The sequence below is a fragment of the Chryseobacterium sp. GP-SGM7 genome, from assembly GCF_049166575.1.
Lineage (GTDB): Bacteria > Bacteroidota > Bacteroidia > Flavobacteriales > Weeksellaceae > Chryseobacterium.
Genome location: NZ_JBMHFF010000001.1, coordinates 16,464 through 39,333 on the forward strand (window position 1 = coordinate 16,464; position 22,870 = coordinate 39,333).

The 22,870-nt window shown below is 33.9% G+C and carries 26 protein-coding genes and 1 pseudogene; 14 read left to right on the forward strand and 13 right to left on the reverse strand.

Annotation, left to right across the window (positions count from 1 at the left end):
* Positions 1 to 20: 20 nt before the first annotated feature.
* From ACOOWA_RS00075 to ruvX, 5 genes are all read right to left on the reverse strand, one after another.
* Positions 21 to 890 (reverse strand): hypothetical protein, encoded by an 870-nt coding sequence (locus tag ACOOWA_RS00075; protein WP_421372262.1) that lies wholly within the window; start codon positions 888 to 890, stop codon positions 21 to 23.
* A gap of 198 nt (positions 891 to 1,088) precedes the next feature.
* Positions 1,089 to 1,862 (reverse strand): nucleoside triphosphate pyrophosphohydrolase, encoded by a 774-nt coding sequence (mazG, locus tag ACOOWA_RS00080; RefSeq protein ID WP_421372264.1) that lies wholly within the window; start codon positions 1,860 to 1,862, stop codon positions 1,089 to 1,091.
* Positions 1,863 to 2,000: 138 nt separating this feature from the next.
* Complete coding sequence (locus tag ACOOWA_RS00085; protein ID WP_421372266.1) at positions 2,001 to 2,561, reverse strand: DUF5606 domain-containing protein; 561 nt, start codon at positions 2,559 to 2,561, stop codon at positions 2,001 to 2,003.
* A gap of 67 nt (positions 2,562 to 2,628) precedes the next feature.
* Positions 2,629 to 3,201, reverse strand: a complete 573-nt coding sequence (gene def / locus ACOOWA_RS00090) for a peptide deformylase (protein WP_421372268.1) — start codon at positions 3,199 to 3,201, stop codon at positions 2,629 to 2,631.
* Positions 3,198 to 3,614: a Holliday junction resolvase RuvX gene (gene ruvX, locus ACOOWA_RS00095; protein ID WP_421372270.1), complete on the reverse strand. Its 417-nt coding sequence runs from the start codon at positions 3,612 to 3,614 to the stop codon at positions 3,198 to 3,200. Before ruvX ends, def begins: the two co-directional genes overlap by 4 nt.
* Before the next feature lie 114 nt (positions 3,615 to 3,728).
* Between ruvX and ACOOWA_RS00100 the strand changes: the two genes are divergently transcribed.
* Positions 3,729 to 4,205, forward strand: a complete 477-nt coding sequence (locus tag ACOOWA_RS00100; RefSeq protein ID WP_421372273.1) for a SixA phosphatase family protein — start codon at positions 3,729 to 3,731, stop codon at positions 4,203 to 4,205.
* A 128-nt stretch (positions 4,206 to 4,333) separates the two neighbouring features.
* Here ACOOWA_RS00100 and ACOOWA_RS00105 read toward each other — a convergent pair whose 3' ends face one another.
* Positions 4,334 to 5,875 carry a serine hydrolase gene (locus tag ACOOWA_RS00105; RefSeq protein ID WP_421372275.1) on the reverse strand — a complete coding sequence of 514 codons (1,542 nt, stop codon included), beginning with the start codon at positions 5,873 to 5,875 and terminating at the stop codon, positions 4,334 to 4,336.
* 202 nt (positions 5,876 to 6,077) lie between these two features.
* On the opposite strand from ACOOWA_RS00105, the gene ACOOWA_RS00110 reads away from it, so the two are divergent.
* The 4 genes from ACOOWA_RS00110 (at position 6,078) to ACOOWA_RS00125 (ending at position 8,874) form a co-directional block, all read left to right on the forward strand.
* A complete protein-coding gene (locus ACOOWA_RS00110; protein WP_421372277.1) occupies positions 6,078 to 6,575 on the forward strand; it encodes a metallophosphoesterase family protein in 498 nt (165 codons plus the stop codon).
* A gap of 95 nt (positions 6,576 to 6,670) precedes the next feature.
* Positions 6,671 to 7,165, forward strand: coding sequence for a Smr/MutS family protein (locus tag ACOOWA_RS00115; protein WP_421372279.1), 495 nt, complete (start codon positions 6,671 to 6,673; stop codon positions 7,163 to 7,165).
* 18 nt (positions 7,166 to 7,183) lie between these two features.
* Positions 7,184 to 7,900 carry a DUF3822 family protein gene (locus tag ACOOWA_RS00120; RefSeq protein ID WP_421372282.1) on the forward strand — a complete coding sequence of 239 codons (717 nt, stop codon included), beginning with the start codon at positions 7,184 to 7,186 and terminating at the stop codon, positions 7,898 to 7,900.
* A gap of 374 nt (positions 7,901 to 8,274) precedes the next feature.
* A complete protein-coding gene (locus tag ACOOWA_RS00125; protein ID WP_421372284.1) occupies positions 8,275 to 8,874 on the forward strand; it encodes an RsmD family RNA methyltransferase in 600 nt (199 codons plus the stop codon).
* A gap of 31 nt (positions 8,875 to 8,905) precedes the next feature.
* Here ACOOWA_RS00125 and murI read toward each other — a convergent pair whose 3' ends face one another.
* The 5 genes from murI to ACOOWA_RS00150 all read right to left on the reverse strand — a co-directional run bounded on the left by murI (position 8,906) and on the right by ACOOWA_RS00150 (position 14,205).
* A complete protein-coding gene (gene murI, locus ACOOWA_RS00130) occupies positions 8,906 to 9,736 on the reverse strand; it encodes a glutamate racemase (protein WP_421372287.1) in 831 nt (276 codons plus the stop codon).
* Positions 9,737 to 9,844: 108 nt separating this feature from the next.
* A complete protein-coding gene (hemW, locus tag ACOOWA_RS00135; protein WP_421372289.1) occupies positions 9,845 to 10,969 on the reverse strand; it encodes a radical SAM family heme chaperone HemW in 1,125 nt (374 codons plus the stop codon).
* A gap of 51 nt (positions 10,970 to 11,020) precedes the next feature.
* Positions 11,021 to 11,971: a PorP/SprF family type IX secretion system membrane protein gene (locus tag ACOOWA_RS00140; protein WP_421372291.1), complete on the reverse strand. Its 951-nt coding sequence runs from the start codon at positions 11,969 to 11,971 to the stop codon at positions 11,021 to 11,023.
* 51 nt (positions 11,972 to 12,022) lie between these two features.
* Positions 12,023 to 13,090, reverse strand: a complete 1,068-nt coding sequence (locus ACOOWA_RS00145; protein ID WP_421372293.1) for an RluA family pseudouridine synthase — start codon at positions 13,088 to 13,090, stop codon at positions 12,023 to 12,025.
* Positions 13,091 to 13,161: 71 nt separating this feature from the next.
* The gene (locus ACOOWA_RS00150) at positions 13,162 to 14,205 is read right to left on the reverse strand and encodes a PASTA domain-containing protein (protein ID WP_421372295.1); all 1,044 of its coding nucleotides are present in this window, start codon (positions 14,203 to 14,205) and stop codon (positions 13,162 to 13,164) included.
* A 154-nt stretch (positions 14,206 to 14,359) separates the two neighbouring features.
* Here ACOOWA_RS00150 and ACOOWA_RS00155 point away from each other — a divergent pair, with 154 nt between their 5' ends.
* The 4 genes and pseudogenes from ACOOWA_RS00155 to ACOOWA_RS00170 all read left to right on the forward strand — a co-directional run bounded on the left by ACOOWA_RS00155 (position 14,360) and on the right by ACOOWA_RS00170 (position 17,022).
* Positions 14,360 to 15,343: a D-alanine--D-alanine ligase gene (locus tag ACOOWA_RS00155; protein ID WP_421372297.1), complete on the forward strand. Its 984-nt coding sequence runs from the start codon at positions 14,360 to 14,362 to the stop codon at positions 15,341 to 15,343.
* 146 nt (positions 15,344 to 15,489) lie between these two features.
* The gene (coaD, locus tag ACOOWA_RS00160) at positions 15,490 to 15,954 is read left to right on the forward strand and encodes a pantetheine-phosphate adenylyltransferase (RefSeq protein WP_421372299.1); all 465 of its coding nucleotides are present in this window, start codon (positions 15,490 to 15,492) and stop codon (positions 15,952 to 15,954) included.
* Positions 15,955 to 16,005: 51 nt separating this feature from the next.
* Positions 16,006 to 16,355, forward strand: a pseudogene (locus tag ACOOWA_RS00165) (four helix bundle protein).
* A gap of 34 nt (positions 16,356 to 16,389) precedes the next feature.
* Positions 16,390 to 17,022 (forward strand): trimeric intracellular cation channel family protein, encoded by a 633-nt coding sequence (locus ACOOWA_RS00170; RefSeq protein ID WP_421372301.1) that lies wholly within the window; start codon positions 16,390 to 16,392, stop codon positions 17,020 to 17,022.
* A gap of 64 nt (positions 17,023 to 17,086) precedes the next feature.
* Here ACOOWA_RS00170 and ACOOWA_RS00175 read toward each other — a convergent pair whose 3' ends face one another.
* Together ACOOWA_RS00175 and ACOOWA_RS00180 are read right to left on the reverse strand one after the other, a co-directional pair.
* Entirely contained in the window at positions 17,087 to 17,653 is a 567-nt protein-coding gene (locus tag ACOOWA_RS00175) for a DUF2892 domain-containing protein (RefSeq protein ID WP_421372304.1), read from the reverse strand.
* Between the two features lie 115 nt (positions 17,654 to 17,768).
* A complete protein-coding gene (locus tag ACOOWA_RS00180) occupies positions 17,769 to 18,260 on the reverse strand; it encodes a dihydrofolate reductase (RefSeq protein WP_421372306.1) in 492 nt (163 codons plus the stop codon).
* A 166-nt stretch (positions 18,261 to 18,426) separates the two neighbouring features.
* Here ACOOWA_RS00180 and ACOOWA_RS00185 point away from each other — a divergent pair, with 166 nt between their 5' ends.
* From ACOOWA_RS00185 to ACOOWA_RS00205, 5 genes are all read left to right on the forward strand, one after another.
* Positions 18,427 to 19,035 (forward strand): LemA family protein, encoded by a 609-nt coding sequence (locus ACOOWA_RS00185; protein WP_421372308.1) that lies wholly within the window; start codon positions 18,427 to 18,429, stop codon positions 19,033 to 19,035.
* The gene (locus ACOOWA_RS00190; protein ID WP_421372311.1) at positions 19,035 to 19,463 is read left to right on the forward strand and encodes a TPM domain-containing protein; all 429 of its coding nucleotides are present in this window, start codon (positions 19,035 to 19,037) and stop codon (positions 19,461 to 19,463) included. Before ACOOWA_RS00185 ends, ACOOWA_RS00190 begins: the two co-directional genes overlap by 1 nt.
* Positions 19,444 to 20,244 (forward strand): TPM domain-containing protein, encoded by an 801-nt coding sequence (locus ACOOWA_RS00195; protein ID WP_421372313.1) that lies wholly within the window; start codon positions 19,444 to 19,446, stop codon positions 20,242 to 20,244. Before ACOOWA_RS00190 ends, ACOOWA_RS00195 begins: the two co-directional genes overlap by 20 nt.
* A gap of 225 nt (positions 20,245 to 20,469) precedes the next feature.
* On the forward strand, positions 20,470 to 20,991 hold the full coding sequence (locus ACOOWA_RS00200; RefSeq protein ID WP_421372315.1) for an NAD(P)H-dependent oxidoreductase: 522 nt from the start codon (positions 20,470 to 20,472) through the stop codon (positions 20,989 to 20,991).
* 1 nt (position 20,992) lies between these two features.
* A complete protein-coding gene (locus tag ACOOWA_RS00205) occupies positions 20,993 to 22,870 on the forward strand; it encodes a monovalent cation:proton antiporter-2 (CPA2) family protein (RefSeq protein WP_421372317.1) in 1,878 nt (625 codons plus the stop codon).

A 22,870-nucleotide genomic window follows, 5' to 3' on the forward strand; every position in this document is an offset into this window, starting at 1 on the left:
AAGGTTTCTTTTTCTCTAACTTATTTTAATTCAAAACGATAAACATTTCCACCTTCTTTTTTATCCTTTTCATCGGCAATCAGCAAAGTTTTGTCATCAATGAAAACGATGGCTTCTTTTTGTGAATTGTGTTGCAAAGGTATTTTTTGAATTCCAGCAGAATTAAAATCATCCGCTGTAAATCCTGAAAGCACATGAATGTTTTTATGCGTTAATAAAACAATCTGGTCTTTAGAATTTATCGCAGCTGAAGTTATGGCAGCATCGTTATAACCTCCTTCCAATTTTAATTTACCAATTAATTTTGCTTCAAAATCGCCTTCTTTATTCGGAATTCGGAAAACCAGAAAAGTCCCGTCAAAACCTTTGCTCCGATTTTTGGTAAAAAGATAAAAACTACCGCCTTTTTCTATAAAAGCTTCACAATCATACAATAAATTTGATTTTTTAGGAGGGAATTCAGTTTGTCCTTCGTAATGAAACCTGGTTGTCTGTAAAACCTGAGTTGATTTTTGAGAATTTTCTTTTAAATCTAATTTTATGATGGAAAGATTCTTTCTGTCATTTTCGTTATTTCCGAAATCTCCGATGTAGAAGTTTCCTGTTTTATCTTTTGTAATGTCTTCCCAATCGTTGTTTTCAGTATTTTCAACCAAAACATCGGCAATAAGATTTCCTTTTAAATCTAAACCATACACTACATTTTTATTTCCGGCATCTTCAATCGCCCAAATTGTTTTCTGGTCTTGAGATAGTGCAATTCCGGAAACTTCTTTGAGCTTTTTAGGAAGAGAAAATTCTGTTTTTAAAGCATTATTATTTGTTGCAGAATCCTGCGCTTTCGGATTACAGCTTAATAAAAACAAAACGAATATATAGTTCAATTTCATGATTTATTTTTTTAATTAAAAAATTTGTGACTCAAATTTAAACATTAAGGTATTTAAGTTGATAAGATTTTTTAAGTTTCAGGTCAATCTGAATTTAGTTGAATGCACTTAATAAATATCTCAGATATCTCCTTAAACTATTTATTTAACCTATAAATTATTCTTAATGGTTCAAAGATATTTTCTAAATCTTAAAAGTTAGTTTTTGTCTTGAAGCTTTGCTTTTTCCCACAGCACATCCATTTCATCTAAAGTCATATCGGCTAGTTTTAAATCTGCCTCAGCTGCAAGCTGTTCCATTTTCTGAAATCTCGAAATAAATTTAATATTAGTTCGCTCTAGTGCTGAATCCGGGTTTAAACCTGAAATCCGCGCATAATTGATTAAAGAGAAAAATACATCGCCCAATTCCTGTTCTTTCTTATCTAAATCAGTTTCCGCATGGAATTCCTGAATCTCTTCATCCACTTTTTTCCACGCATCTTCGGCATCATGAAACTCAAAACCGATTCCTTTTACTTTATCCTGAATTCTGTAAGCTTTTACCAAACTTGGCAAACCTTTCGGAACACCGCCCAAAATAGACTTGTTACCTTCTTTCAACTTCAGTTTTTCCCAGTTCTGTTTTACTTCTTCTTCATCTTTCACCTGAATATCGCCATAAATATGAGGATGGCGGAAAATGAGTTTTTCATTTAACGAATTAATAACATCAGCAATATCAAAACTTTCTTTTTCAGAACCAATTTTTGCATAGAAAACCAAATGAAGCAACACGTCGCCCAATTCCTTTTTTATCTCCAATAAATCTTCCTGTAACAATGCATCAGAAAGCTCATAAGTTTCTTCCAATGTTAAATGACGAAGCGTTTGCAATGTCTGCTTTTGATCCCACGGACATTTTTCACGCAAATCGTCCATAATATCTAATAATCTTCCGAAAGCTTCGAGTTTCTCTTGTCTGGTATTCATTTAATTGAGGTTGAGATTAAGGTTTAAGTTAAAAGGAAATACAAATTTAAGGTAAATCTTCTTTATTGTAATTTTTGCCTTGAAAACAAAAAAACCTCATCATTTCTGATAAGGTTTAGTATTTAGAAAGAGGAAATGTTATCCCATTTTTCTGTGTGTACTTTTTGTAGCCGCTTTAGCTCCGGTACTTGCTTTCACTTTTGGAGTTGCAGGTTTGTCTGCTTTAGGAGCTGCTTTTTTTGGAGCGTCTTTTTCAATGCTTACTTCTTCGCCAGCTTCACCTTCTACAGTTTCTGCTTCTGCTTTTACGAAGCTTTCAGGAGTGATATATCCCGCTTTGTGAAGAATGTTATACCACTGAGCCAATTTTTTAATATCCGAAAAATAAACTCTGTCTGTATCGTAGTTTGGAAGAGACGCAGTCATAAATTCTCTCAACTCATCTTCAGTAGATTTGTGAGAAATAGTTTCTTTGTAGTCGTTGTTTTTAGCGATATTTTCGAAAACTTCAAACAAAGGAACTTCTTTATCAAAAGTAAACATAGCAATATTATCCAACAAGCTCACCTGACTTGAATTACCAATACTTACCTTCTTTCTTGTAGTAACTTCTTCAATGATGAATCCGTTTTTCAACTGCGATACCAACTTATACAAACCTGGTTTTCCGGAAATTGAAATTATTTTTTCTAACAGCATAATTTTATTTTTTTAATTTCAGTAAAAGCTATAACGCTTTTTATATTAATATATTTCTTAGTTTAAATTATTTTGGGAATCTCATTTTATAGCTTATCGAAACCTCACCCTGCGTGATTTTCGTCAGTTTTCCCTTTACCAGCTTTTTCTTCAGCGAACTTAAATGATCGGTAAAAAGTGTCCCTTCAATATGATCATATTCGTGCTGAATTACGCGAGCTCTAATATCGGAAAAAGTTTCTGTATGCTTCACAAAATTTTCGTCGTAATATTCGATTAAAATTGTGCTTTTTCTTTTCACATCTTCTCTCACATCAGGAATCGAAAGACAGCCTTCATTAAATTTCCATTCTTCTCCCGATTCTTCAAGAATTTTTGCGTTGATGAAAACTTTTCTAAAATCTTTCAGCTCTTCAGCAATATCTTCATAGTCGTCATCTTCTGCCAAAGGCGTTACGTCTACGATAAACAATCTGATATCTAAACCAATCTGTGGTGCAGCCAAGCCAATACCGTTTGCGCTGTACATGGTTTCAAACATATTATCGATCAGTTCCTGCAGATCCGGATAATTTTTGTCTATCTCTTTTCCCGTTTTTCTTAAAACAGGATCTCCAAAAGCTCTTATTGGTAAAATCATCTTGTTTTTTGTTCTAAAAAATTCTGCAATATGATGGTTGCACTTACTTTATCTACTAATCCTTTCTGTTGTCTCTGTTTCTTGCTTTTTCCACTTTGAGAAATAAAAAACGAAGCCATTTTGGAGGTAAATCTTTCATCAAGACGATGAACTTCAATATGCGGAAATTCTTTTTTAAAGTTTTCAATAAAACCTAAAATATCTGTCTCCACTTCCGAAATATTACCTTTCAAATCAACGGGAAGACCTACAACTGCAGCATCAACTTTATTTAAGCTAAAATATTTCTTAAAAAAATCCATCAGAAAACGAGTTTCCACAGTATCCAGTCCGCTTGCAATAATCTGCATATCATCGGTTGCTGCAATACCACAGCGTGCCTTTCCATAGTCAATTGCAATAATCTGTCCCATAAGTCTGCAAATTTAAGAAATTTTACTCATTTTATTCCTAACACAGTTTTTTTTATAAATCATAGTTTTTTACATTATTTTTTTTATAATTTTATATATTCCAAACTCAAAACTATGAAGCAACTGATACTCGTAAGACATGCAAAAAGCGACTGGCCAGAAGAAACAAATGATTTCGACAGACCTTTGGCAGATAAAGGTTTACAAGATGCGCTGAAAATGTCTAAATTCTTAAAAAACAACAGTATTGGAATTGATTATCTGGTTTCGAGTCCTGCAGTAAGAGCTTTGAATACCTGCAAAATTTTTAATCAGACCTATCATTTAAGCTTTGGAACCAACGATAAATTATACAATCCTTCTGAAAATAATTTCCAGTCTGTGATTTATGATTTGAATGATAACCTGAATTCTGTTGCGTTCTTTTCACACAACAACGGAATTTCTAATTTTGCCAATTCTATTTCCGAGGATATTTTTCACTTCCCAACTTGCGGTGTTGCCGGTTTTCAGATTGAGTGTGATTCCTGGTCGCAGTTTGATGGAGCAAATAAAAAATTGCTTTTCTTTTATGAGCCGGGTAAAATTTAAATAAAAGCAGATTTCCAAATATAAAATTTCATTTAAGTTTTGGCTAAAGCCAATTCGCAATACAAAAGAAAAGACGGGCTAAAGCCCGTCTCTATTGATAAAAATTATCATTTAATATTTTTGAAATTTTATTTTCTTCTCAAATCCAGATCATCAAAATCAAAGCTGAAATCTGTCACATCAGAAATCGCTTTCATCTTTGCAGATTCTGCCTTTCCGTTTTCATCATAATTAAAAATCAGATAAGCATCGGCATCATAACTTCTGTCATCCCATTTGATGATAAAGGTATTGTTTGAAAAAGGCAGCAATTCGCCTTTTAATCTTGGTGAGTTTTTACAAGAAATTCTGTACGTATTTCCCTGTTGAACAATTTCTACATCTCCAAACCACTGATCGTTGTATTTCCCAACAAATTGCTCAGCTTTTGGCTGTAGATTTTTTTCTTTTTTGAATGCTTCAGATTTTGCAAATGCTTCTTTTTTCTGCTTGTTATATTCTGCTTCCACTTTCTGCATTCTGTCGCCGTATGTTTTTAGCCAGTTTCTGTCGGCAATTCCTAAATACGAATCCTTAACTGTATTGGTAATTGTATTGAAAGCTGCACCAGACTGTTGATTGGTTAAAACTACAATCCCAAGTTTCATATCAGGAATTAAAGTAAACTGAGTGACCGTGCCAATTAACCCACCTGTATGCTGAATTTGTTTATGACCTTTTACATCACTTAAAAACCAACCCAATCCGTATCCATAAAAACTTGTATCATAAGGATTTTTCATCGCCACTCCACCTGGAATCTGCAGATTCCAAAGCTGCTGAACATTTTTATCGGATACTAATTTTTTCCCATCTTTTGTCGTAAAATTATTCAAAAGAAATTCTGCCCAGATCGTCATATCTTTGATGTTGCTCATAATTCCGCCTGCTGCGTTTCCTGTTTCGTTCCAATCGTGAGGAACAGCAATTGCTTTTCCGTCAACAGGAGCATGAGCGTCAATTTTGTTGGCAACAGTTTTTGCTCTGTTGTAACTTCCGAAACTCGAAGTCATTCCTACAGGTTTCATAATTCTCTGCTCAATAAATTCGGCCCAGCTTAATCCTGAAATCCGCGTAATCACTTCTCCAGCAACGATAAACATAATATTATTGTAATCTAAAGTTGTTCTGAACGGATTTTCAGGTTTTAAATATCTTACATTATGCACAATATCATTTACGGATAAATTTCCACCTTCCGGAAAAAACATCAGATCTCCCTGTCCGAGTCCTAATCCCGCTCTGTGAGTCACCAAATCTTTGATGGTCACATTTTGCGAAACATAAGGATCGTACATTTGAAATTCAGGAATATATTTTGAAACTTTATCGTCCCAATTCAGTTTTCCTTCATCTTCTAAAATCGCCAAAGCTGTACAGGTAAAACCTTTTGAATTCGATGCAATTCCAACTAAAGTGGTATCATCCATTGGTTGTTTCGTCGTTAAAGAGCGTACACCAAAACCTTTTGAGTAAATAATTTTTCCGTCTTTAATAATTCCAACCGACATTCCCGGAACATCGAAAGTTTTTAAAGTATTTTGAATTAATTCGTCTAATTTTTTTTCTTCAACCTGCCCGAAAGAGATGAAAGAAATAAGAAGAAAGAATAAAGAGAAGTTACGCTTCATTATTTTTAAAATTTCTCCAAATTTAATCAATTCAGTATTATTAAGTAAATTTGCGACTTATTTAAACCGTAAAAGAAACAAAAGATTTTAGTTTGTTATAACATTTTCAAAAGCTCACAAAAAGTAATGTCAATAATTTTGTAAACTTTTGAAATTCCATCCAATTATTTCTTTTGTCTCTTTTGCGGTAAAAAAATTAACAATGACTAAAATCCTTCTCCTCTCCGATTCTCATTCTTATATGGATGACAGAATTTTAGATTATGCAAAACAGGCTGATGAAATTTGGCATTGCGGAGATTTTGGAAGTTTTGAAATCATTGAGCAGCTTGAAAAAATAAAACCCGTAAAAGGAGTTTACGGAAATATTGACGGCGCAAAAATCCGTTCTGAATTTCCTGAAGTGTCAAGATTTTTTTGTGAAAAAGTGGAAGTTTTAATGATTCACATCGGTGGTTATCCGGAAAAATATACCCCTTTAGCAAAGAAAGAAATTTCAGAAAAGGCTCCGAAATTATTTATTTCAGGGCATTCTCATATTCTGAAAGCGATGTATGATGATAAAAATAAGTTGCTTCATCTCAATCCCGGAGCTTGTGGAAAACAGGGATGGCATAAAATGAGAACAATGATGCAGTTTGTAATTGACGGTGAGAAAATAAAAGATTTGGCAATCATTGAATTGGGATCGAAAGTTTAATTTTAAAAACACAAATATCACAAATGCTTTCACGAATAACACTAATGATTTCGTGAATGTTTGTGCTAAAAATTTTGTGTAATTAGTGGTAAAAAATGAAAATTGGCGATAAAGTTTCGGTAGTAGATGAAGATTTAAGTGGAGTAATTACTTCCACTAAAGAAAATATTGTGGTTTTTAAAGATGAATATGGTTTCACCTATCAATATCCAAAGGAAAAACTGGTTCCCAAAAATGCTGCAATCTACGACAACATTCCAATTGTAAAGAAAGCAGAAACAAAAAAAATCATTTCAAAAAAACACGATAAAAGTCCTTTTATCCTCGATCTCCATTTTGATAATTTAGTTAAAAATCCAAATGATTATGACAGTTTCGAAAGATTATTCATACAAAAGGAAAAATTAATCCAGACGATAAATTTCTGCAGGAAAAATCATTTGAAGAGACTTGAAGTTGTTCATGGAATCGGTGACGGAACTTTGCAGAGAATGGTTTTAGATGTTTTGGAAAGTCAGACCGGTTTAGATTTTTACAATAAGGAAATACTTCATCATCAATCGGGTGCGGTAATGGTAGAATTTCACTAAATTTGCAACAATTGTAATATGAACATACTAAATTTACTTTTTACCCAAGACGGACTCATCTATCAAATCACGAAAAACAAAAGTGTTTTGGAAGAAAAATCGTATTTCGTGGATGAAGAATCACCAAAGAATTTCATTTCGGAAAAACTTGAAGATGTTCTTCTGAAACAGAGATATGATGAAATTTCTGTAATTTCTGCTTTGAATCATTTCACTTTAATGCCTGAAGGTTTTGAAGACCATGATTCCGGATATGAATTGATTGCCTTCAATGCTCCTGTTGATAAAGAAAATGAAGAACTGATGCTTTCTGTGAACAAAAAGTTTAAAGTTCAGTTTTACTATACTTTTCCGAAAGCATTTTATCAGAAAATAAAAGATCTTTCGATTCCTGTGAGATTTAATTTTTCGGGAGAGAAATTTTTAAACTCCATCAACAATAAGAATAACAAAGAAATTCACATTAATCTTTATCATAATCAATGTGAGTTTTTTGCGATCTCGAATAAAAAAATCATCCTATATAATAATCTGGATGTGAATTCGGAAGTAGATTTCCTTTATTTCGTAATGTTTACGTTGAGCAAAATCGGTTTTGGAATTAATGAAACCAATTTTTACGTGTACGGTGAAACTACAGAAAATGAAACATTTATCTCAGAACTTCAGAAATTTGTGAAAAATCTGAAGGTGGTTTTTGATAATGTTCCGAATAAGAATTTCATTTTTCATTAGGTAAAAACGAAAATGAACAAAAAGTTCAGGAATTTTCTTGTATCAATGATATTTTTAAGCTTCACGAAGCCATTTCATTTAAAAAAAAACATACTGGTATAATAAGACCTTATTGATTTAATAAAAATAAACTTGTTTTGTTTCTTATCAAATTTAAAAATGATTAAAATTTTAAATACTTAATGTTTAATTTTTGTGAATAGTATAACTTAGTTTTTAAGAATTGTTTGTCATTACCTAGAGGAATCTAAGCATTCTGGAATATAAAGCAGTTCAGATTCCTGCGGAATGATAAAATAACTGCTGATTTTCAGAGTTATAATTAAAAACTTACATTCATTAATTTTTACTCTAACCTCTAACACCCAACATTTATGTACAGAATAATTTCCGGTAAATGGAAAGCAAAAAAAATAGCCGCCCCAAAAAATTTTGATGTAAGACCAACGACGGATTTTGCAAAAGAAGCACTTTTCAGCATTTTGGAAAATACGTATGATATGCAGTCGATTTCAGTTCTTGATCTTTTTGCAGGAATTGGTTCCATCACTTTTGAATTTGCTTCGAGAGGTTGTAAAGACGTTACATCGGTTGAAATGAACCCGAAACACACTTCTTTCATCAATTCAGTAGCTTCAGAACTGGATATGAGTTTGCAGGTAAGTACGCAACGCGGAGATGTTTTTGACTGGCTGAAAAAATTCAGAAATAAAAAATCTTATGAAATCGTTTTTGCAGACGCTCCATTTGAAACTGAAGAAAAAAAATATCACGAATTGCTTTCTTTAGTTTTAAAAAATAAATATCTGAAACCTAACGGAGTTTTGATTGTAGAACATCAAAGCAGATTAAAACTGGATCATCCGAATTATAAATTCACCAGAAAATACGGGAATGTGAGTTTCAGTTTTTATGAACCTAATCAGGAAGAAGAACTTGATACTGAGACAGAAAACAACAACATTACAGAATAAAAAAAGACTCAAATTGAGTCTTTTTTCGTTTCTATAAAACCTTATGTTCTAAATCTATCGTTTTTCCAAAGAATTTCTTTGATATTTTTTCGAAATTCTTCGTAATATCCGAAAGGTAAAATTTATAAGTTGGTTTCGGATTATTATCATTCAAAAGATGATATTTATCTAAGATAATCGTTAAATGATTGGCTACAATATTCGGTGAATCGATAACACGAACACGGTTTCCATAATATTGCTTAATCTCATCAATCAGAAGCGGATAATGAGTACAGCCGAGAATCAGCGTTTCGATATTTTTCAATTTGGCATTGCTCAGATAATTGTAAATGATAGAATGCGTAATCGGATGATTTTTGAAACCTTCCTCAATTGCAGGAACTAAAAGCGGTGTCGCCAGTTCATCTACTTTGATAAATTTATTATGTTTACGGATACTTTTCTTGTAAAGTCCTGAATTTACCGTTGCTTTCGTCGCAATCACTCCCACATTATTGTGAATTTCATACGAAACTTTTTCAGCAACCGGATTAATAACGTCAATTACAGGAACTTTTCCTGCCACAGATTCCATCACTTCATTCAAAGCATTTGCTGTAGCTGTATTACAGGCAATCACAATCGCTTTACAGTTTTGTTCTAAAAGGAAATTAGCAATTTTTGTAGAATAGCCTATAATCGCTTCTTTCGATTTTTCACCGTAAGGAAGGTGTTTTGTATCTCCAAAATAAATAAGATCTTCATTCGGAAGAAGTCTTTTTATCTCTTTAGCAACCGTTAAACCTCCAACACCACTATCAAAAATTCCGATAGGCTGTTTTGCTGAAAGATGCGAATAATCTATTTTCTTAGTTTTCAAAAGGATTGAAATTTGATACAAAAATAAGGAAAATGTTGGATGATGGATGTTGGATGTCAGAAGTTTTTCGCAAACAAATCTTCCAGCTTCCTGCATCTGACTTCCAACCTATACAATAAACAAATCAGAAGCAATTCCATCTGCCATAAACCAATGTTTTTCAGGAATTTTTAAGTGATTGTTTTCAATTTTCAGAGTTTCATCTTCTAGTTTATTTTTAATTTCTTTATTAAAATGATCTAAAATAGTATCAGAAAACTTTTGTTTTAAACTTTCTAAATCTACACCCCAAATTGTTCTTAAACCAATCATTATCATTTCATTGAACTGATCCTTTTGTGAAAGAATTTCGGTTTCTTTGGCTAAAATATTAGAATTTAATTTCTTAATATATTGCTGATTATTGGCAATGTTCCAACTTCTAATGTCCGTGCCGTTGTATGAATGCGCAGAAGGACCGATTCCCAAGTATTCCTGATATTTCCAATAAGCAGAATTATGTCTTGAATGAAATCCCGGTTTTGCAAAATTGGAAACTTCATAATGATCAAAACCATGATCTTTCAGAAAATCAATCATGTAATAAAACTCACGATTCTGTTCTTCCTCTTTCGGATTGGTAACTTTTCCTTTTGCAATCCAGTTTTCTAACGCGGTTTTCGGCTCAACTGTTAATGCATAAGAAGAAATATGAGGAATTTCAAGGGGAATTGTTTTATTTAAATTTTCTTTCCAGATTTCCAGATTGGAAGTTGGTGAACCGTAAATTAAGTCAATACTTAAATTTTCAAAGCCAAAATCCTGTGCTCTTTTGATTGAACTTTCTGCTTCCGAAGCATTGTGAGCACGGTTCATCAGCTTTAAATCTTCATCAAAAAAACTTTGGGTTCCAATCGAAAGACGATTTACCGGCGAATTTGAAAGCTCTTTCAAAAAATTCTTATTCAAATCATCAGGATTGGCTTCTAAGGTAATTTCAATATCATTTTTAAAACTAAAGTACTTTAAAATTTCATCGATCAAAGATTTAATTTCATCAGCAGAAAGCACAGAAGGTGTTCCTCCTCCAAAATAAAGTGATTGGATATTTTTGTTCTGCAGCTCGTCTTTTCGAAGGTAAATTTCCTTTTTCATGGCAGCCAACATTTCATCTTTAAAGTTTAAAGAAGTTGAAAAATGAAAATTGCAGTAGCTGCATTTCTGTTTGCAGAAAGGAATGTGAAGGTAAACCATAAAAAAAGCTCTGAAAAATTTCAGAGCTCAAATTTATTTAAATTAAATTGATTAATATCTAAATCCTCTATGATTAATAAAGTTATCAAAGTTATAACCTAAACCAAGCATAAAGCTGTTTCCTCCGTAAGTCTGAATATCAGACATTCCAAGGTTATAAGTAGCACCAATCATAAATTTGTTGAATCTTACTTTTACAATTGGAGAGATGCTCAACTGCTGATTATCAAATCTGTTTTGAACTCCTCTGTAGCTTACTCCGAAAGAGAATGCGTTGATGTCGTTTGAGAACGTCGCCATAAGGTTTAAGTCCATCATTCTCGTTGAGTTGGTATTCAGGTTGATTAAAGCTGAAGGTGTGATGGCAATGTTGTCTGCAATTTTCCAGTCGTAACCTAAATTTAAGAAGAATTTGATTGGAGAAGGCTCGTAATTATTTACGATAGATTCGTCATTGCTTAATGCAATATCATTCACAGAAACTCCCCCGAATAAACCTCTGTATGTTGCAGCTAAACCGAAGTTTGCATACGCCATAAAGATGTTGCTTTCGTTGCCTTGTAACAAAGGATCATAACCGTCTTCAGTATTAATTTTAGAATAATCAAAATTCATATTGTAGAAGTTCACACTTGTACCAAAAGAAAACTGATCTTTTCTTTCACCCTCACTGCTTAGCGGGATAAAATAAGATGCTCCTGCTGTAATACCTCCTGCTGAAATAGGGCCGTTGCTATCTCTGAAAACGGAAATACCCGCTCCAACTCTGTCAAAAATATTCGCGTTGATCCCCACAGACTGTACGTTTGGAGATTCGCTGAATTTTGAAAATTGTTGTTGATAGTTTAAGTTAAGTTGTACGTAGTCCGTTTTACCGTATTGAGCAGGGTTGAACAGGAACTCACCATCCAAAAGATATTGTTGATAGTATGGTAGTGATTCTTGTGCTTTGTATGCATTCGACAAAAGAGCTAAACATACGATAGCATATAGTTTTCTCATAACAAATCTTGATTTCAATTCAACAAATATAAAAAAAATCTCAATATATTTTTAGTTTTCTAAATAATTTCTCCATTTTTTTACAGCATCCGCCATATCTGAAGGCATTGGGCTTTCAAAATACAATTCCTTTTTCGTAGTTGGGTGTATAAATCCTAAAGTATGGGCATGAAGTGCATGTCTTGGTAAAATTTCGAACACATTTTTTATAAACTGCTTATACTTAGGCAGATTAACTCCCCGAAGTGCGACACTGCCTTCATATCTTTCATCATTAAACAAAGTATGACCGATATGTTTGAAGTGTGCCCGGATTTGATGCGTTCTTCCTGTTTCAAGCTTACATTCTACCCAAGTCATATATTTAAATCGTTCTAAAACTTTATAATGTGTCACCGCATGTTTACCCTGACTTCCGTCAACATACGTATACATCTGCATTCTGTTTTTCGGATGTCTTCCGATATGCCCCGTAATAGTTCCCTCGTCGTCTTTTACATTCCCCCAAACAAAAGCCCAATACAGACGTTTGGTTTTTCTTTCGAAAAACTGTTTTGCAAGAAAGCTTAGCGCATATTCATTTTTAGCAATCACCAAAAGCCCGGAAGTGTCTTTATCAATCCTGTGAACCAATCCTACTCTGTCTAAATCTGATTTTGATCCGTTTTTCTGAAAATGAAAAGCCAAAGCATTCACCAAAGTTCCGTCCCAGTTTCCAAATCCAGGGTGAACGACCATTCCAGGATTTTTATCTACGACAACCAAATCATCGTCTTCATAAACAATATTAATAGGAATATCCTGTGGAATGATAACATTCTCACGAGGAGGACGCGTTAACAAAACCGAAATCTGATCAAAAGGTTTAACCCGATAGTTCTGCTTTACAGGAACACCGTTTACAATAACATTTCCTGCTCTACAAGTCTGTGAAATTTTATTTCTTGAAGAATTCTGTCTGAAATTGAATAAAAACTTATCTATTCTTAAAGGCTCTTGTTTAGGATCAACAGTAATGTTCAGATGTTCATAAAGTCCTTTATTTTCATCATCAATATCAACATTCGTATTGCTGTCTAAAAATTCTTCATCTAAAAAATCGTCGTTATCTTCTGTCATTGTTTTTCTTTTATATAAAAGGCTTCAACATAATTAAAGTTGAAGCCTTATTTTTTATATTTAATTAAAAATTAATTTATAATCATCTTTTTAGCTTTAGGCTTATCTGATGTTGGAGTTGCCGATGCGGCTGGTTTTGGTTTATCTGTTGAAGTTGTTGGTTTCGATGAACCTGAACTTACATTTGATTTTACCGGATCTGTTTTTGGAACTTCTTTTTTAGGTGAACTTACCGGAGGCGGAGTTGCCTCAATCACTGGTGCATCCTGAAAATTCGGAACTTCCTCATATCTTATCGGAGGTAAAGTAGTATCAATTTTCATCCGGTAAGTAGAATTCAGAATTTCTATTTTACCACGCAATTCTGCAGGTGTTTTTTTACTCGCCCAAAGATCGATCTGCATTCCTTGATCCCGTGAATCTCCTGCAGCCGGGTCCTGATAATAGACAATATCAGAATCATCGCTTCCTCCGTCTTCAAAATCTACTAAACCAACTTCAAAAAGATTTCTTGTTATTAAAGCTTTTGCATCTTTTACAGTTAATCCGACAACATTAGGAATAGAAATATTTCTCATAGGACCAGATCCTACAACTACATCAATCACTGAGAATCTCGGAATTTTAGTTCCCGGTTTTATTGAATTTCCTTTAAACAAAATCCTTAAAACTGCATCTTTCTGAATACTTGGTTCATAAATAGTATCGTTAACCTTCAAGCCTACCTGCTCCAATCTCTGGAAAGCCAAACCTGAATATTTATTGATAACATCCGGAACTGCAACCGGAGCCCAGCTTTTAGGATTCACCATAAGCTGAATTGCTCTGCCGTCTTTTACACGAGAACCGGGAGAAGGATACACCTTCAAAACCTGAAGCGGTCTGTATTTAGGATTATAAGCTGCACTGTCAACTTCATAGTCGAGTCCTGCATCTTCCAATATTTTCACAGCATCATGAACTGATTTATTAATAACATTCGGAACAGGAATTTCCTGACCATGATTGGTATGATACTCCAACCATCGGAAAGTAAGCCACACCAATCCTATAAAAATACCGATGGCTACTAACAAATTGACTAAAACTTTCCAATTCAAAAGCGATTTAAACATACTTTAAAATCCTTTAATAATAACGACAAAGATAATTAATAATTTTATATTGAAGTTTTTATTTAGCAGATTTCAATTTTGCATTCAAAAAACATGAAATTCATTTATTCCAACCTATAATTTGTTTAAATTTGCCTTACTTGATAATATCGATATGAGCAAAAAACACGTTGCCGTAGTTATGGGCGGATATTCTGACGAATACAAAGTTTCTCTGAAAAGCGGTCAGTTAATATATGATTCCTTAGACAGAGATCTTTATCATGTCTATAAAGTAGTGATTTTGAAAGAAGAATGGTACTTTTTGGATGAAAATGAAAACAAAAAACCTATTAACAGAGGTGATTTTTCTGTTACTTTAGGCAATAATGAAGTACTGAAATTCGATGCTTGTTTCAACATTATTCACGGAACTCCGGGTGAAAACGGAATACTTCAGGCTTATTGGGACGCTATCGGGCAAAAGTATACCGGTTGCGATTTCTATCAAAGCGCATTAACATTCAATAAAAAAGATACTTTAGCGGTACTTTCAAAATATGGGATTCCTTCTGCAAAAAGTGTTTATCTAAGAAAAGGAGAAGAGATTAATGTCGATGAAATTATCGATAATTTAAGTCTTCCGGTTTTCGTAAAACCCAATCAATCCGGTTCTTCACTGGGAATTTCAAAAGTTAAAGAAAAATCTGAACTGATTGCAGCAACCGAAATTGCTTTTAAAGAAGATGACGAAATTTTAATCGAAAGTTTTCTCGACGGAATGGAAGTTTCTGTAGGAGTTATTGATTTTAAAGGTGAAACGATTGTTTTGGGAATTACAGAAATTGTTCCACAAAACGAATTTTTCGATTATGAAGCCAAATACGAAGGAGCCTCAGAAGAAATTACTCCTGCAAGAATCGACGATGAAACAAGAATCCGCGTGGAGGAAATGGCAAAAAGAGCCTACAATTCTCTTGGAATGAGCGGTTTTTCACGAAGCGAATTTATCTTGATGAACGGAATTCCTTACATGCTGGAAATGAACACCAACCCTGGATTTTCTCCGGCAAGTATTCTTCCTCAACAGGCAAAAATCTACGGAATTTCCATCAAAGACCTTTGCGGAAATGAAGTCGAAAAAGCTTTGATAAAGTAAGGAAGATAGATGTTGGAAGCTGGGTGATGGATGTTTCAATCAGTTTCATAAATCTATCTTCAAATAAATTATAAATTTTAGTTTTAGCGGGTAATTTAAGAACTTTGAACCTTAAACATAAAAACCTAAACCCAAAACTCTTGCGCATGAAAATTGCTGTTTTTCCGGGATCTTTTGATCCGATTACATTAGGACATTACGATATTATTGAGAGAGCCGCCGCACTTTTCGACAAAGTGATCATTGCCATCGGGCAAAATTCTCAAAAAAAATACATGTTTCCGCTTGAAAAAAGAATGGAGTTCATTCAAAATTCAGTCGCTGAGTTCCCCAATGTGGAAGTAGATCATTTTGAAGGTCTTACAGTCGACTATTGTTTTGAAAAAAATGCTCAGTTCATTCTTCGAGGTTTAAGAAATCCTGCCGATTTTGAGTTTGAAAAAGCAATTGCCCATACCAACCGAACTTTAGCTCACAAAAAACTGGAAACCGTTTTCCTTTTGACTTCATCAGGAAAATCTTTCATCAGCAGCAGCATTGTAAGAGAAATCATCAATCATGGCGGAGAATATGAACTTTTGGTTCCGGAATCGGTAAGAGTGGAAAAATAAGTAATGAGTAATTGGTAATTGGTAATAAGTAATTTTTAAATTTAGATATTTATGGATTTCAATCAAATCTTTAGAGATAGAACCAAAAATTTCTCAATATCAATTATAAAATCACTTTTTCAACTACCTTATTCTTATGCTCTTTCAATTATCAGAAAACAAATTATAAGATCCGCAACTTCAGTAGCCGCAAATTATAGAGCTGTTGCAAGAGCAAGATCAGATAAAGAAAGATTTGCATTGTAGTTGAAGAGATAGACGAAACTCAGCTTTGGCTAGAAATAATAGAAGAACTTCAATATGTAGAGCAAAATAAGTTGGAATCATTAAAATCAGAATGTGAAGAGTTGGTAAAAGTAATGATAACATATAAGTTCAAAATATCTCAACACTTAAAATAATTACTTATTACCAATTATTTATTACCTATAATAAATGCACGAACAAATCAATTTTGCAATAGAAGTTCTCGGTACGATATCATTTTCGATGTCGGGAAGTTTTGCGGCAATGCAGAAAAGATTAGATCCTTTTGGCGTTTTAATTATTGCTTTTGTAACATCAGTCGGAGGCGGAACGGTTCGGGATTTACTCTTGGGAATTCCTGTTTTTTGGATGCATGATCTTTTGATGTGCGGATTGATTTTAGCAACAAGTATTTTTTCAATGGTTTTTAAATCTATTGAAAAGAACTTTAAAGTAACCTTATTTATTTTTGACAGTTTCGGATTGGGATTGTTTACGATCATTGGAGTTCAGAAAGGTTTACATGCAGACATTCATCCGTTAATTTGTATTGCTTTAGGAACAATTACCGGTTGTTTTGGCGGGATTATCCGTGATATTTTACTCAATAGAATTCCTTTAATTTTCAGGAAAGAGATTTACGCAAGTGCCTGTATAATTGGCGGTTCTACATTTTTATTATTGACAACATTTACCAATCTTTCTTACACAATTATTCAGATTTTTACGATTTTATTAATTGTTTCTATTAGAACTTTTGCAGTAAAATATCATTGGCAGATACCTAAATTTTATGGTTACGAGAATAATTCTGAAATGTAAATATTAATATAAAAAAATGGCGGAAAATAATTTTCCCGCCATTTTTTATCTTAAAATATTATTCCTAAAACTTCCCTCTATTTCTCATATTAGGATTGTGCATATGCTTTTGCATGGTCGGCATTTTCAACTGATCTTTCAACATTTTAATTTGATCTGCCATCATTCCTGCAGAATCTAATCTTTTTGCTTCCTCCAGAAGTTTTTGTCCTTCCTGTCTTTTTCCTTTAGAAATAGCACCTGCAGCAAGATTTAAAGTTGCCATTGCACGGTCGTGTTTCATATTCAAACCATAATCCAGGGCTTTTTTCATCAAAGGTTCCACTTTCGTAGGGTGATCCTGAGCTAAAACCAAACCTTGCAGATAATGGTAATATCCGTACTGATTTTTGTGAAGTTCTGTTTTGTAATCTTTAATATTATTCAGAAATTTTGAAGCTTTCACCATATCTTGTTTTCTCAACTGCCAAAAAGCTAAAAGAATGTTTTCGTTCTTAATAAATAAGAAAATTGGCAATGCAGCTAAAAGAAAAACCACGATTCCCCAACCTAAATTTCTTGTGAAAAACATCATATAAAGACCTCCAAGAATCAGAAGAGCTGCAACGATGATTTTTATGTATTTGTTCATTATTAAATTTTAGAAGTGCAAAGGTAATAAATTTGGTTGATAGTTGATAGCTTATGGTTGATGGTTAACATTATCAGAATATTTATTTTATTCAAAAAACCATCAACTAAAACCATCAACCAACAACTTTCTCGTAAGTCCGAAAACAGAAATCATATTGATTTTTTTCGTCTTTTTCATGACACTCTTCTGAGGTCAGTTTCCAAAATTTAGGATTGATTTTAGGGAAATAAGTATCGGCTTCAAGATTGGCTTTTACTAAAGTTATTTCTAATTTGTCAGCAATTTCCATGGTTTGTTCGTAGATATTTCCACCACCGATGATGAAAATATTCTCGTTGATTTTTTTAGCGAATTTCACAGCTTCTTTAATGCTTCCTACAATTAAAATTCCTTCCTGAAACCAATTTTTCTTTCTTGAGACAACAATATTGGTACGGTTTGGAAGCGCCTTCCCAATACTTTCGTAGGTTTTTCTTCCCATAATAATCGGGTGTCCCGAAGTAAGGTCTTTAAAATGTTTTAGATCTTTCGGAAGATGCCACAGAAGCTGGTTATCTGCACCAATTTCATTTTTTTCTCCCATTGCCACCACAATTGTTGTCATTCAATAAATTTTCTGTAAAATTAGCACTTAATTTGTATATTTGAGTAGCACAAAAAGCATTAAAAAAAATTAAATGATGAAAATCACCATCTAAAAAATTGTAAGAAAAAATAATAATTAAAGATTGGCGATCACATATAACTATTCAAACAATAAAAATTCACATATGAAAAACAGAGGTTGCATGAGCGCCGGAACAATCGGTATTGCTCTTATTATTATCGTAGGAGTATTATTTTTCTGGGGGAAAAACGGGTACAATAAATTTGTAGACCAGGAACAAACAGTAGATGCAAAATGGTCTAACGTACAAACGGTTTATCAGAAAAGAGCCAACTTAATTCCGAATCTGGAAAGAACAGTGAAATCATACTCAAAATTCGAGCAGGAAACTTTGACAAAAGTTGTTGAGGCACGTTCAAAAGCAACTTCCATCAACATCAATCCTTCTAATTTAACAGAAGAAGATATGGCTAAATTTCAGGCTGCACAAAACGAACTATCGGGATCTCTAAGCAGATTAATGGCGGTTGTAGAATCTTATCCAAATTTGAAAGCTGATCAGCAGTATATTAATTTCCAGAGAGAATATATTGCCATTGAAAACAGTATCAGAACAGAAACAGTATATTATAATGATGCTGCGAGAAGTTACAATGTTTCTATCAAGCAGTTCCCGAACAATATCTTGGCAAACTTTACCAATTTTAAAGAAAAACCTTTATTTAAAGCACAAGCGGGAGCTGAAAATGCACCAAGCGTATTTACAGAATAATGAGCCGTTTTCTCACAAATCAGCAGATAGATTCTTTGGTGAAAGCTATTCAGTCGGCAGAGCAGCATTCTACCGGAGAAATTCGTGTACATATAGATTCTTCCACAGATTCTAACATTGCAGAAGCTGCTTTTAACGTATTTAAAGAATTATGTAAAGATAAAACCGCAGAAAAAAATGCGGTTTTATTTCACGTCAATTTTGAAAATAAATACCTTACCATCATCGGCGATACAGGAATTCATGCGAAAGTTCACCAATCGTATTGGGATCATCTGCATGATTACATCACTTCAGAATTTGCAAAAGGTCATTTTTATCAGGCTTTGAAAAGCGGAATTCTTGAAACCGGTTTAGAACTAAAAAAACATTTCCCCGTAAAAGGAGAAAATCACAACGAACTACCCAATGAGATTACATTCTCTTAAAATATTTTTTGCTTTTCTATTAGTTTGCTGTAACACTTTTTTATCAGCGCAGTACACTATTCCCGAAAAACCTGCAGTTTTGTATCCTGTTTATGATGAAGCCAATCTTCTCACTCAACAGGAAAAAGATGAACTGAACAACAAACTCATCAAATTTGCAGATTCTACTTCTACAGAAATTGAAATCATCATTATCCCTTCCACAAAAGGTGAAGATGTAAATTATCTGGCAACGATGTTTGGCGAAAAATGGGGCATCGGACAAAAAGATGTTGACAATGGCGTGGTTTTTCTCATCGCAAAAGATGACAGAACGATGTCAATCCAACAAGGAAGAGCGGTTGAACAATATTTAACAGCTTCAGTTGCAGGACAAATCTTAGATTATATTGTGACGCCCAATTTCAAACAAGGAAAATGGTTCGAAGGCATCAACGGTGGAACCAATGCCATTATGGATTCTGTTCAGGGAAAATTCAAACCTTTAAACAATCAAAAAAAAGGAGACATCAACATTTCAAAACTAATCATTATCGGTTTTGTTATCTTTATCATTCTGATCATTCTATTCAAAAACAGAGGTGGCGGAGACGATGACGGCGATATCACCTTAAGCAGAAGAGGAAGAAGAAATTATCCCGGAGGATTTTTCCCATTCCCTTTCCCAGGTAGTTTTGGAGGAGGCGGATTTGGTGGTGGAAGTTCACGAGGTGGTGGTGGCTTTGGAGGTTTCGGCGGCGGCGGAAGTTTTGGCGGTGGCGGAGCTTCGGGTGGTTGGTAGAAATTTATTTAATCTCTTATCCTCGCTAAACACTCTGAAATAAAGCAGTTTAGATTCCTCCAAAATAACAAAATGACTGCAGATTTTAGAGTTATGATTAAAAACGGGAGTTCACTAATTTTTTTAAATAAATTCCTTTTCCTTCAATTAAAATTTCCTTAAATCACTCCACAATTTTTTCAAAATTCCCTCATTTTTCATTATATTTACTGAAAACGGGTTTCAATGAAAAAAACGCTGGTGGTTTTTGCCCATCCTTATCTTGAGCATTCCAATTCAAATGTAGAACTCATCAATTTCTACGTTCGTCATCAGCATTTTACTCTTCGTGATTTGTACGAAGAATATCCCGATTTCCACATTGCCGCTTTCAGAGAACGAAAAAGACTGCAGCAATACGACCGTTTTATTTTTCAGTTTCCTATTATCTGGTTCGGAATTCCTCCTTTACTAAAATTGTGGATCGACGAAGTTTTCGACCGAAACTGGGTGAAAGAAGGCGAATATAACCCTCTTAAAAACAAAGAAGTTTACATCGTTGTGACAACCGGTGGAAAGGAAAGGTCTTTTTCAAAAGATGGCACTTATAAATACACGATTGATGAAATCATCAGCGGTTTGATTGTTTCTCTTAAAGTTTTTGATGCCAACATTAAAGACATTACCATCGTTTATGAAGCCAATAAACTGTCTAAAAAAGAAATCATTCTTCAAAAAAAGAAATTTGTAGAAATCCTGAATCAATAATATGGAATCAACAATAGCAATGAACACCCTGATTTTTTTGGGCGTTGCCATTATTATGGTTCCGCTGGCAAGAAAATTTGGTCTAAGCTCAGTCATCGGCTACATTTTAGGGGGAATTATCATCGGGCCTTATGTTTTAAAACTGACAGGAAATGACGTCAACGACATTATGCACGCAAGTGAATTCGGTGTCATCATGCTTCTTTTTTTAGTCGGACTGGAACTTGAACCCAGAAAATTCTGGGAAATGCGGAAGAAAATCGTCGGACTCGGTTTGACACAAATGGTCGTCACAATTTCCATTTTATTCGTCATTTTTGTATGGGCAGGTTGGAAAATCGATAAAGCAATTGCCATTGCGATGTGTTTTGCTCTTTCTTCAACGGCGATTGTACTTCAGACCTTACAGGAAAAAAATAACTTAAAAACATCAGCAGGTGAAGCATCATTTTCTACCCTTTTGTTTCAGGATATTGCGGTAATTCCGATTTTGGCATTATTGCCTGTTTTGGCACATTCAAAAGCAAAACAGAACGATAATGAAGTTCACATGCTCATCCAGCAACTTCCGGAATGGCTTCAGGCAGCAACCGTAATTTTTGGAGTTGTAGCCTTGATTTTATTAGGAAGATATGTTTTTGTACCCTTTTTAAGATATGTTTCAAAAGCGGGAATGACCGAATTACTGACCGCCACTTCCCTGTTTTTGGTGATTGGCGTTTCAGAATTAATGGTTGCCATCGGATTGTCACCCGCTTTGGGAGCGTTTTTGGCAGGTGTAATGCTGGCAAACAGTGAATTCCGTCATGAACTTGAAGCGCACATCGATCCGTTCAAAGGATTGCTTCTTGCCGTGTTCTTTGTCAGCGTAGGTTCTACGATGAATTTTAATGTCATTGCTGCAGATCCTGTATTTATTTTCAGTACTGTTTTTGTTGTTTTAGTCGTAAAATTCTTTGTTCTTTATGCGATTGGCAAATTTTTTAAAATTGATACACCACAAAGTTTATTTTATGCTTTCGCCTTATCTCAGGTAGGAGAATTTGCTTTTGTTTTGATTAATTACGCCTCAGATCTGTCACTATTCAATGCAGAAATAAATGCTCAGATGATGGCCATTACTGCGATTACCATGTGTATCACTCCGATTCTCTTAATAATTAACGAAAAAATTATCACCCCGAAATTCATTAAAGAAGTTCCGGAAACAGAATCTCCGTTTAATATTTTAGATAATAATATTTCTCAGAAAAAAATAATCATTGTCGGTTTTGGTCACTTTGGAAGTACGGTTGGAAGACTTTTAAAAGCCAATAAAATTACAGCCACCGTTCTAGACAGAGATTCTGAGCGTGTAAAACTATTAAGAAGTTATGGTTTTAAAGTCTATTACGGCGATGCCACGAGAATTCCTGTTTTGAGAGCTGCAGGAATTGAAGATGCCGAAATATTGGTTTTATGTCTTGACGATCCCGATGACAATAAATTTATTGCAGAACTGGTTCGTGAACAATATCCTGATGTGAAAATATTTGTCCGTGCTAAAAACAGAATCGATGCTTATACCTATCTAGATAACGGAATTGACAATATTTACCGTGAAACTTTAGGAACAGCAGTTGATATGGCAGTTGATGTTCTTCACGAAACGGGCATGCGAAAATATGCTGCACGACGTCTGGGGCAAAGATTTATGGCCATCGATAAAGCATCTATCAGAAAGCTGGCAAAATCTAAAGATGATGAAGATATCCTACTTTTTACAACAAGAGAAATCCTCCAAAGAGAGGAGGATTTACTGGCTTATGACAATTTAAATTTTGAAAATAAAGACTGGGAAACCTCATCAACAGACGATGAAGAGGAAGGTGATAAATAA

Excerpts from the sequence above, each read along its gene's own strand:
- ACOOWA_RS00185 (WP_421372308.1), top strand. The coding sequence starts at position 18,427 with ATGAAAAACAGAGGTTGCATGAGCGCCGGAACAATCGGTATTGCTCTT.
- ACOOWA_RS00075 (WP_421372262.1), bottom strand. The coding sequence starts at position 890 with ATGAAATTGAACTATATATTCGTTTTGTTTTTATTAAGCTGTAATCCG.
- ACOOWA_RS00200 (WP_421372315.1), top strand. The coding sequence starts at position 20,470 with ATGAAAAAAACGCTGGTGGTTTTTGCCCATCCTTATCTTGAGCATTCC.
- ACOOWA_RS00190 (WP_421372311.1), top strand. The coding sequence starts at position 19,035 with ATGAGCCGTTTTCTCACAAATCAGCAGATAGATTCTTTGGTGAAAGCT.
- ACOOWA_RS00150 (WP_421372295.1), bottom strand. The coding sequence starts at position 14,205 with ATGTTTAAATCGCTTTTGAATTGGAAAGTTTTAGTCAATTTGTTAGTA.
- ACOOWA_RS00105 (WP_421372275.1), bottom strand. The coding sequence starts at position 5,875 with ATGAAGCGTAACTTCTCTTTATTCTTTCTTCTTATTTCTTTCATCTCT.
- ACOOWA_RS00100 (WP_421372273.1), top strand. The coding sequence starts at position 3,729 with ATGAAGCAACTGATACTCGTAAGACATGCAAAAAGCGACTGGCCAGAA.
- ACOOWA_RS00145 (WP_421372293.1), bottom strand. The coding sequence starts at position 13,090 with ATGACAGAAGATAACGACGATTTTTTAGATGAAGAATTTTTAGACAGC.
- ACOOWA_RS00085 (WP_421372266.1), bottom strand. The coding sequence starts at position 2,561 with ATGCTGTTAGAAAAAATAATTTCAATTTCCGGAAAACCAGGTTTGTAT.
- ACOOWA_RS00115 (WP_421372279.1), top strand. The coding sequence starts at position 6,671 with ATGAAAATTGGCGATAAAGTTTCGGTAGTAGATGAAGATTTAAGTGGA.
- ACOOWA_RS00125 (WP_421372284.1), top strand. The coding sequence starts at position 8,275 with ATGTACAGAATAATTTCCGGTAAATGGAAAGCAAAAAAAATAGCCGCC.
- hemW (WP_421372289.1), bottom strand. The coding sequence starts at position 10,969 with ATGGTTTACCTTCACATTCCTTTCTGCAAACAGAAATGCAGCTACTGC.
- ACOOWA_RS00120 (WP_421372282.1), top strand. The coding sequence starts at position 7,184 with ATGAACATACTAAATTTACTTTTTACCCAAGACGGACTCATCTATCAA.
- ACOOWA_RS00155 (WP_421372297.1), top strand. The coding sequence starts at position 14,360 with ATGAGCAAAAAACACGTTGCCGTAGTTATGGGCGGATATTCTGACGAA.
- ACOOWA_RS00180 (WP_421372306.1), bottom strand. The coding sequence starts at position 18,260 with ATGACAACAATTGTGGTGGCAATGGGAGAAAAAAATGAAATTGGTGCA.
- ACOOWA_RS00140 (WP_421372291.1), bottom strand. The coding sequence starts at position 11,971 with ATGAGAAAACTATATGCTATCGTATGTTTAGCTCTTTTGTCGAATGCA.
- ACOOWA_RS00205 (WP_421372317.1), top strand. The coding sequence starts at position 20,993 with ATGGAATCAACAATAGCAATGAACACCCTGATTTTTTTGGGCGTTGCC.
- mazG (WP_421372264.1), bottom strand. The coding sequence starts at position 1,862 with ATGAATACCAGACAAGAGAAACTCGAAGCTTTCGGAAGATTATTAGAT.
- ACOOWA_RS00170 (WP_421372301.1), top strand. The coding sequence starts at position 16,390 with ATGCACGAACAAATCAATTTTGCAATAGAAGTTCTCGGTACGATATCA.
- coaD (WP_421372299.1), top strand. The coding sequence starts at position 15,490 with ATGAAAATTGCTGTTTTTCCGGGATCTTTTGATCCGATTACATTAGGA.
- ACOOWA_RS00175 (WP_421372304.1), bottom strand. The coding sequence starts at position 17,653 with ATGAACAAATACATAAAAATCATCGTTGCAGCTCTTCTGATTCTTGGA.
- ACOOWA_RS00195 (WP_421372313.1), top strand. The coding sequence starts at position 19,444 with ATGAGATTACATTCTCTTAAAATATTTTTTGCTTTTCTATTAGTTTGC.
- ACOOWA_RS00110 (WP_421372277.1), top strand. The coding sequence starts at position 6,078 with ATGACTAAAATCCTTCTCCTCTCCGATTCTCATTCTTATATGGATGAC.
- def (WP_421372268.1), bottom strand. The coding sequence starts at position 3,201 with ATGATTTTACCAATAAGAGCTTTTGGAGATCCTGTTTTAAGAAAAACG.
- ruvX (WP_421372270.1), bottom strand. The coding sequence starts at position 3,614 with ATGGGACAGATTATTGCAATTGACTATGGAAAGGCACGCTGTGGTATT.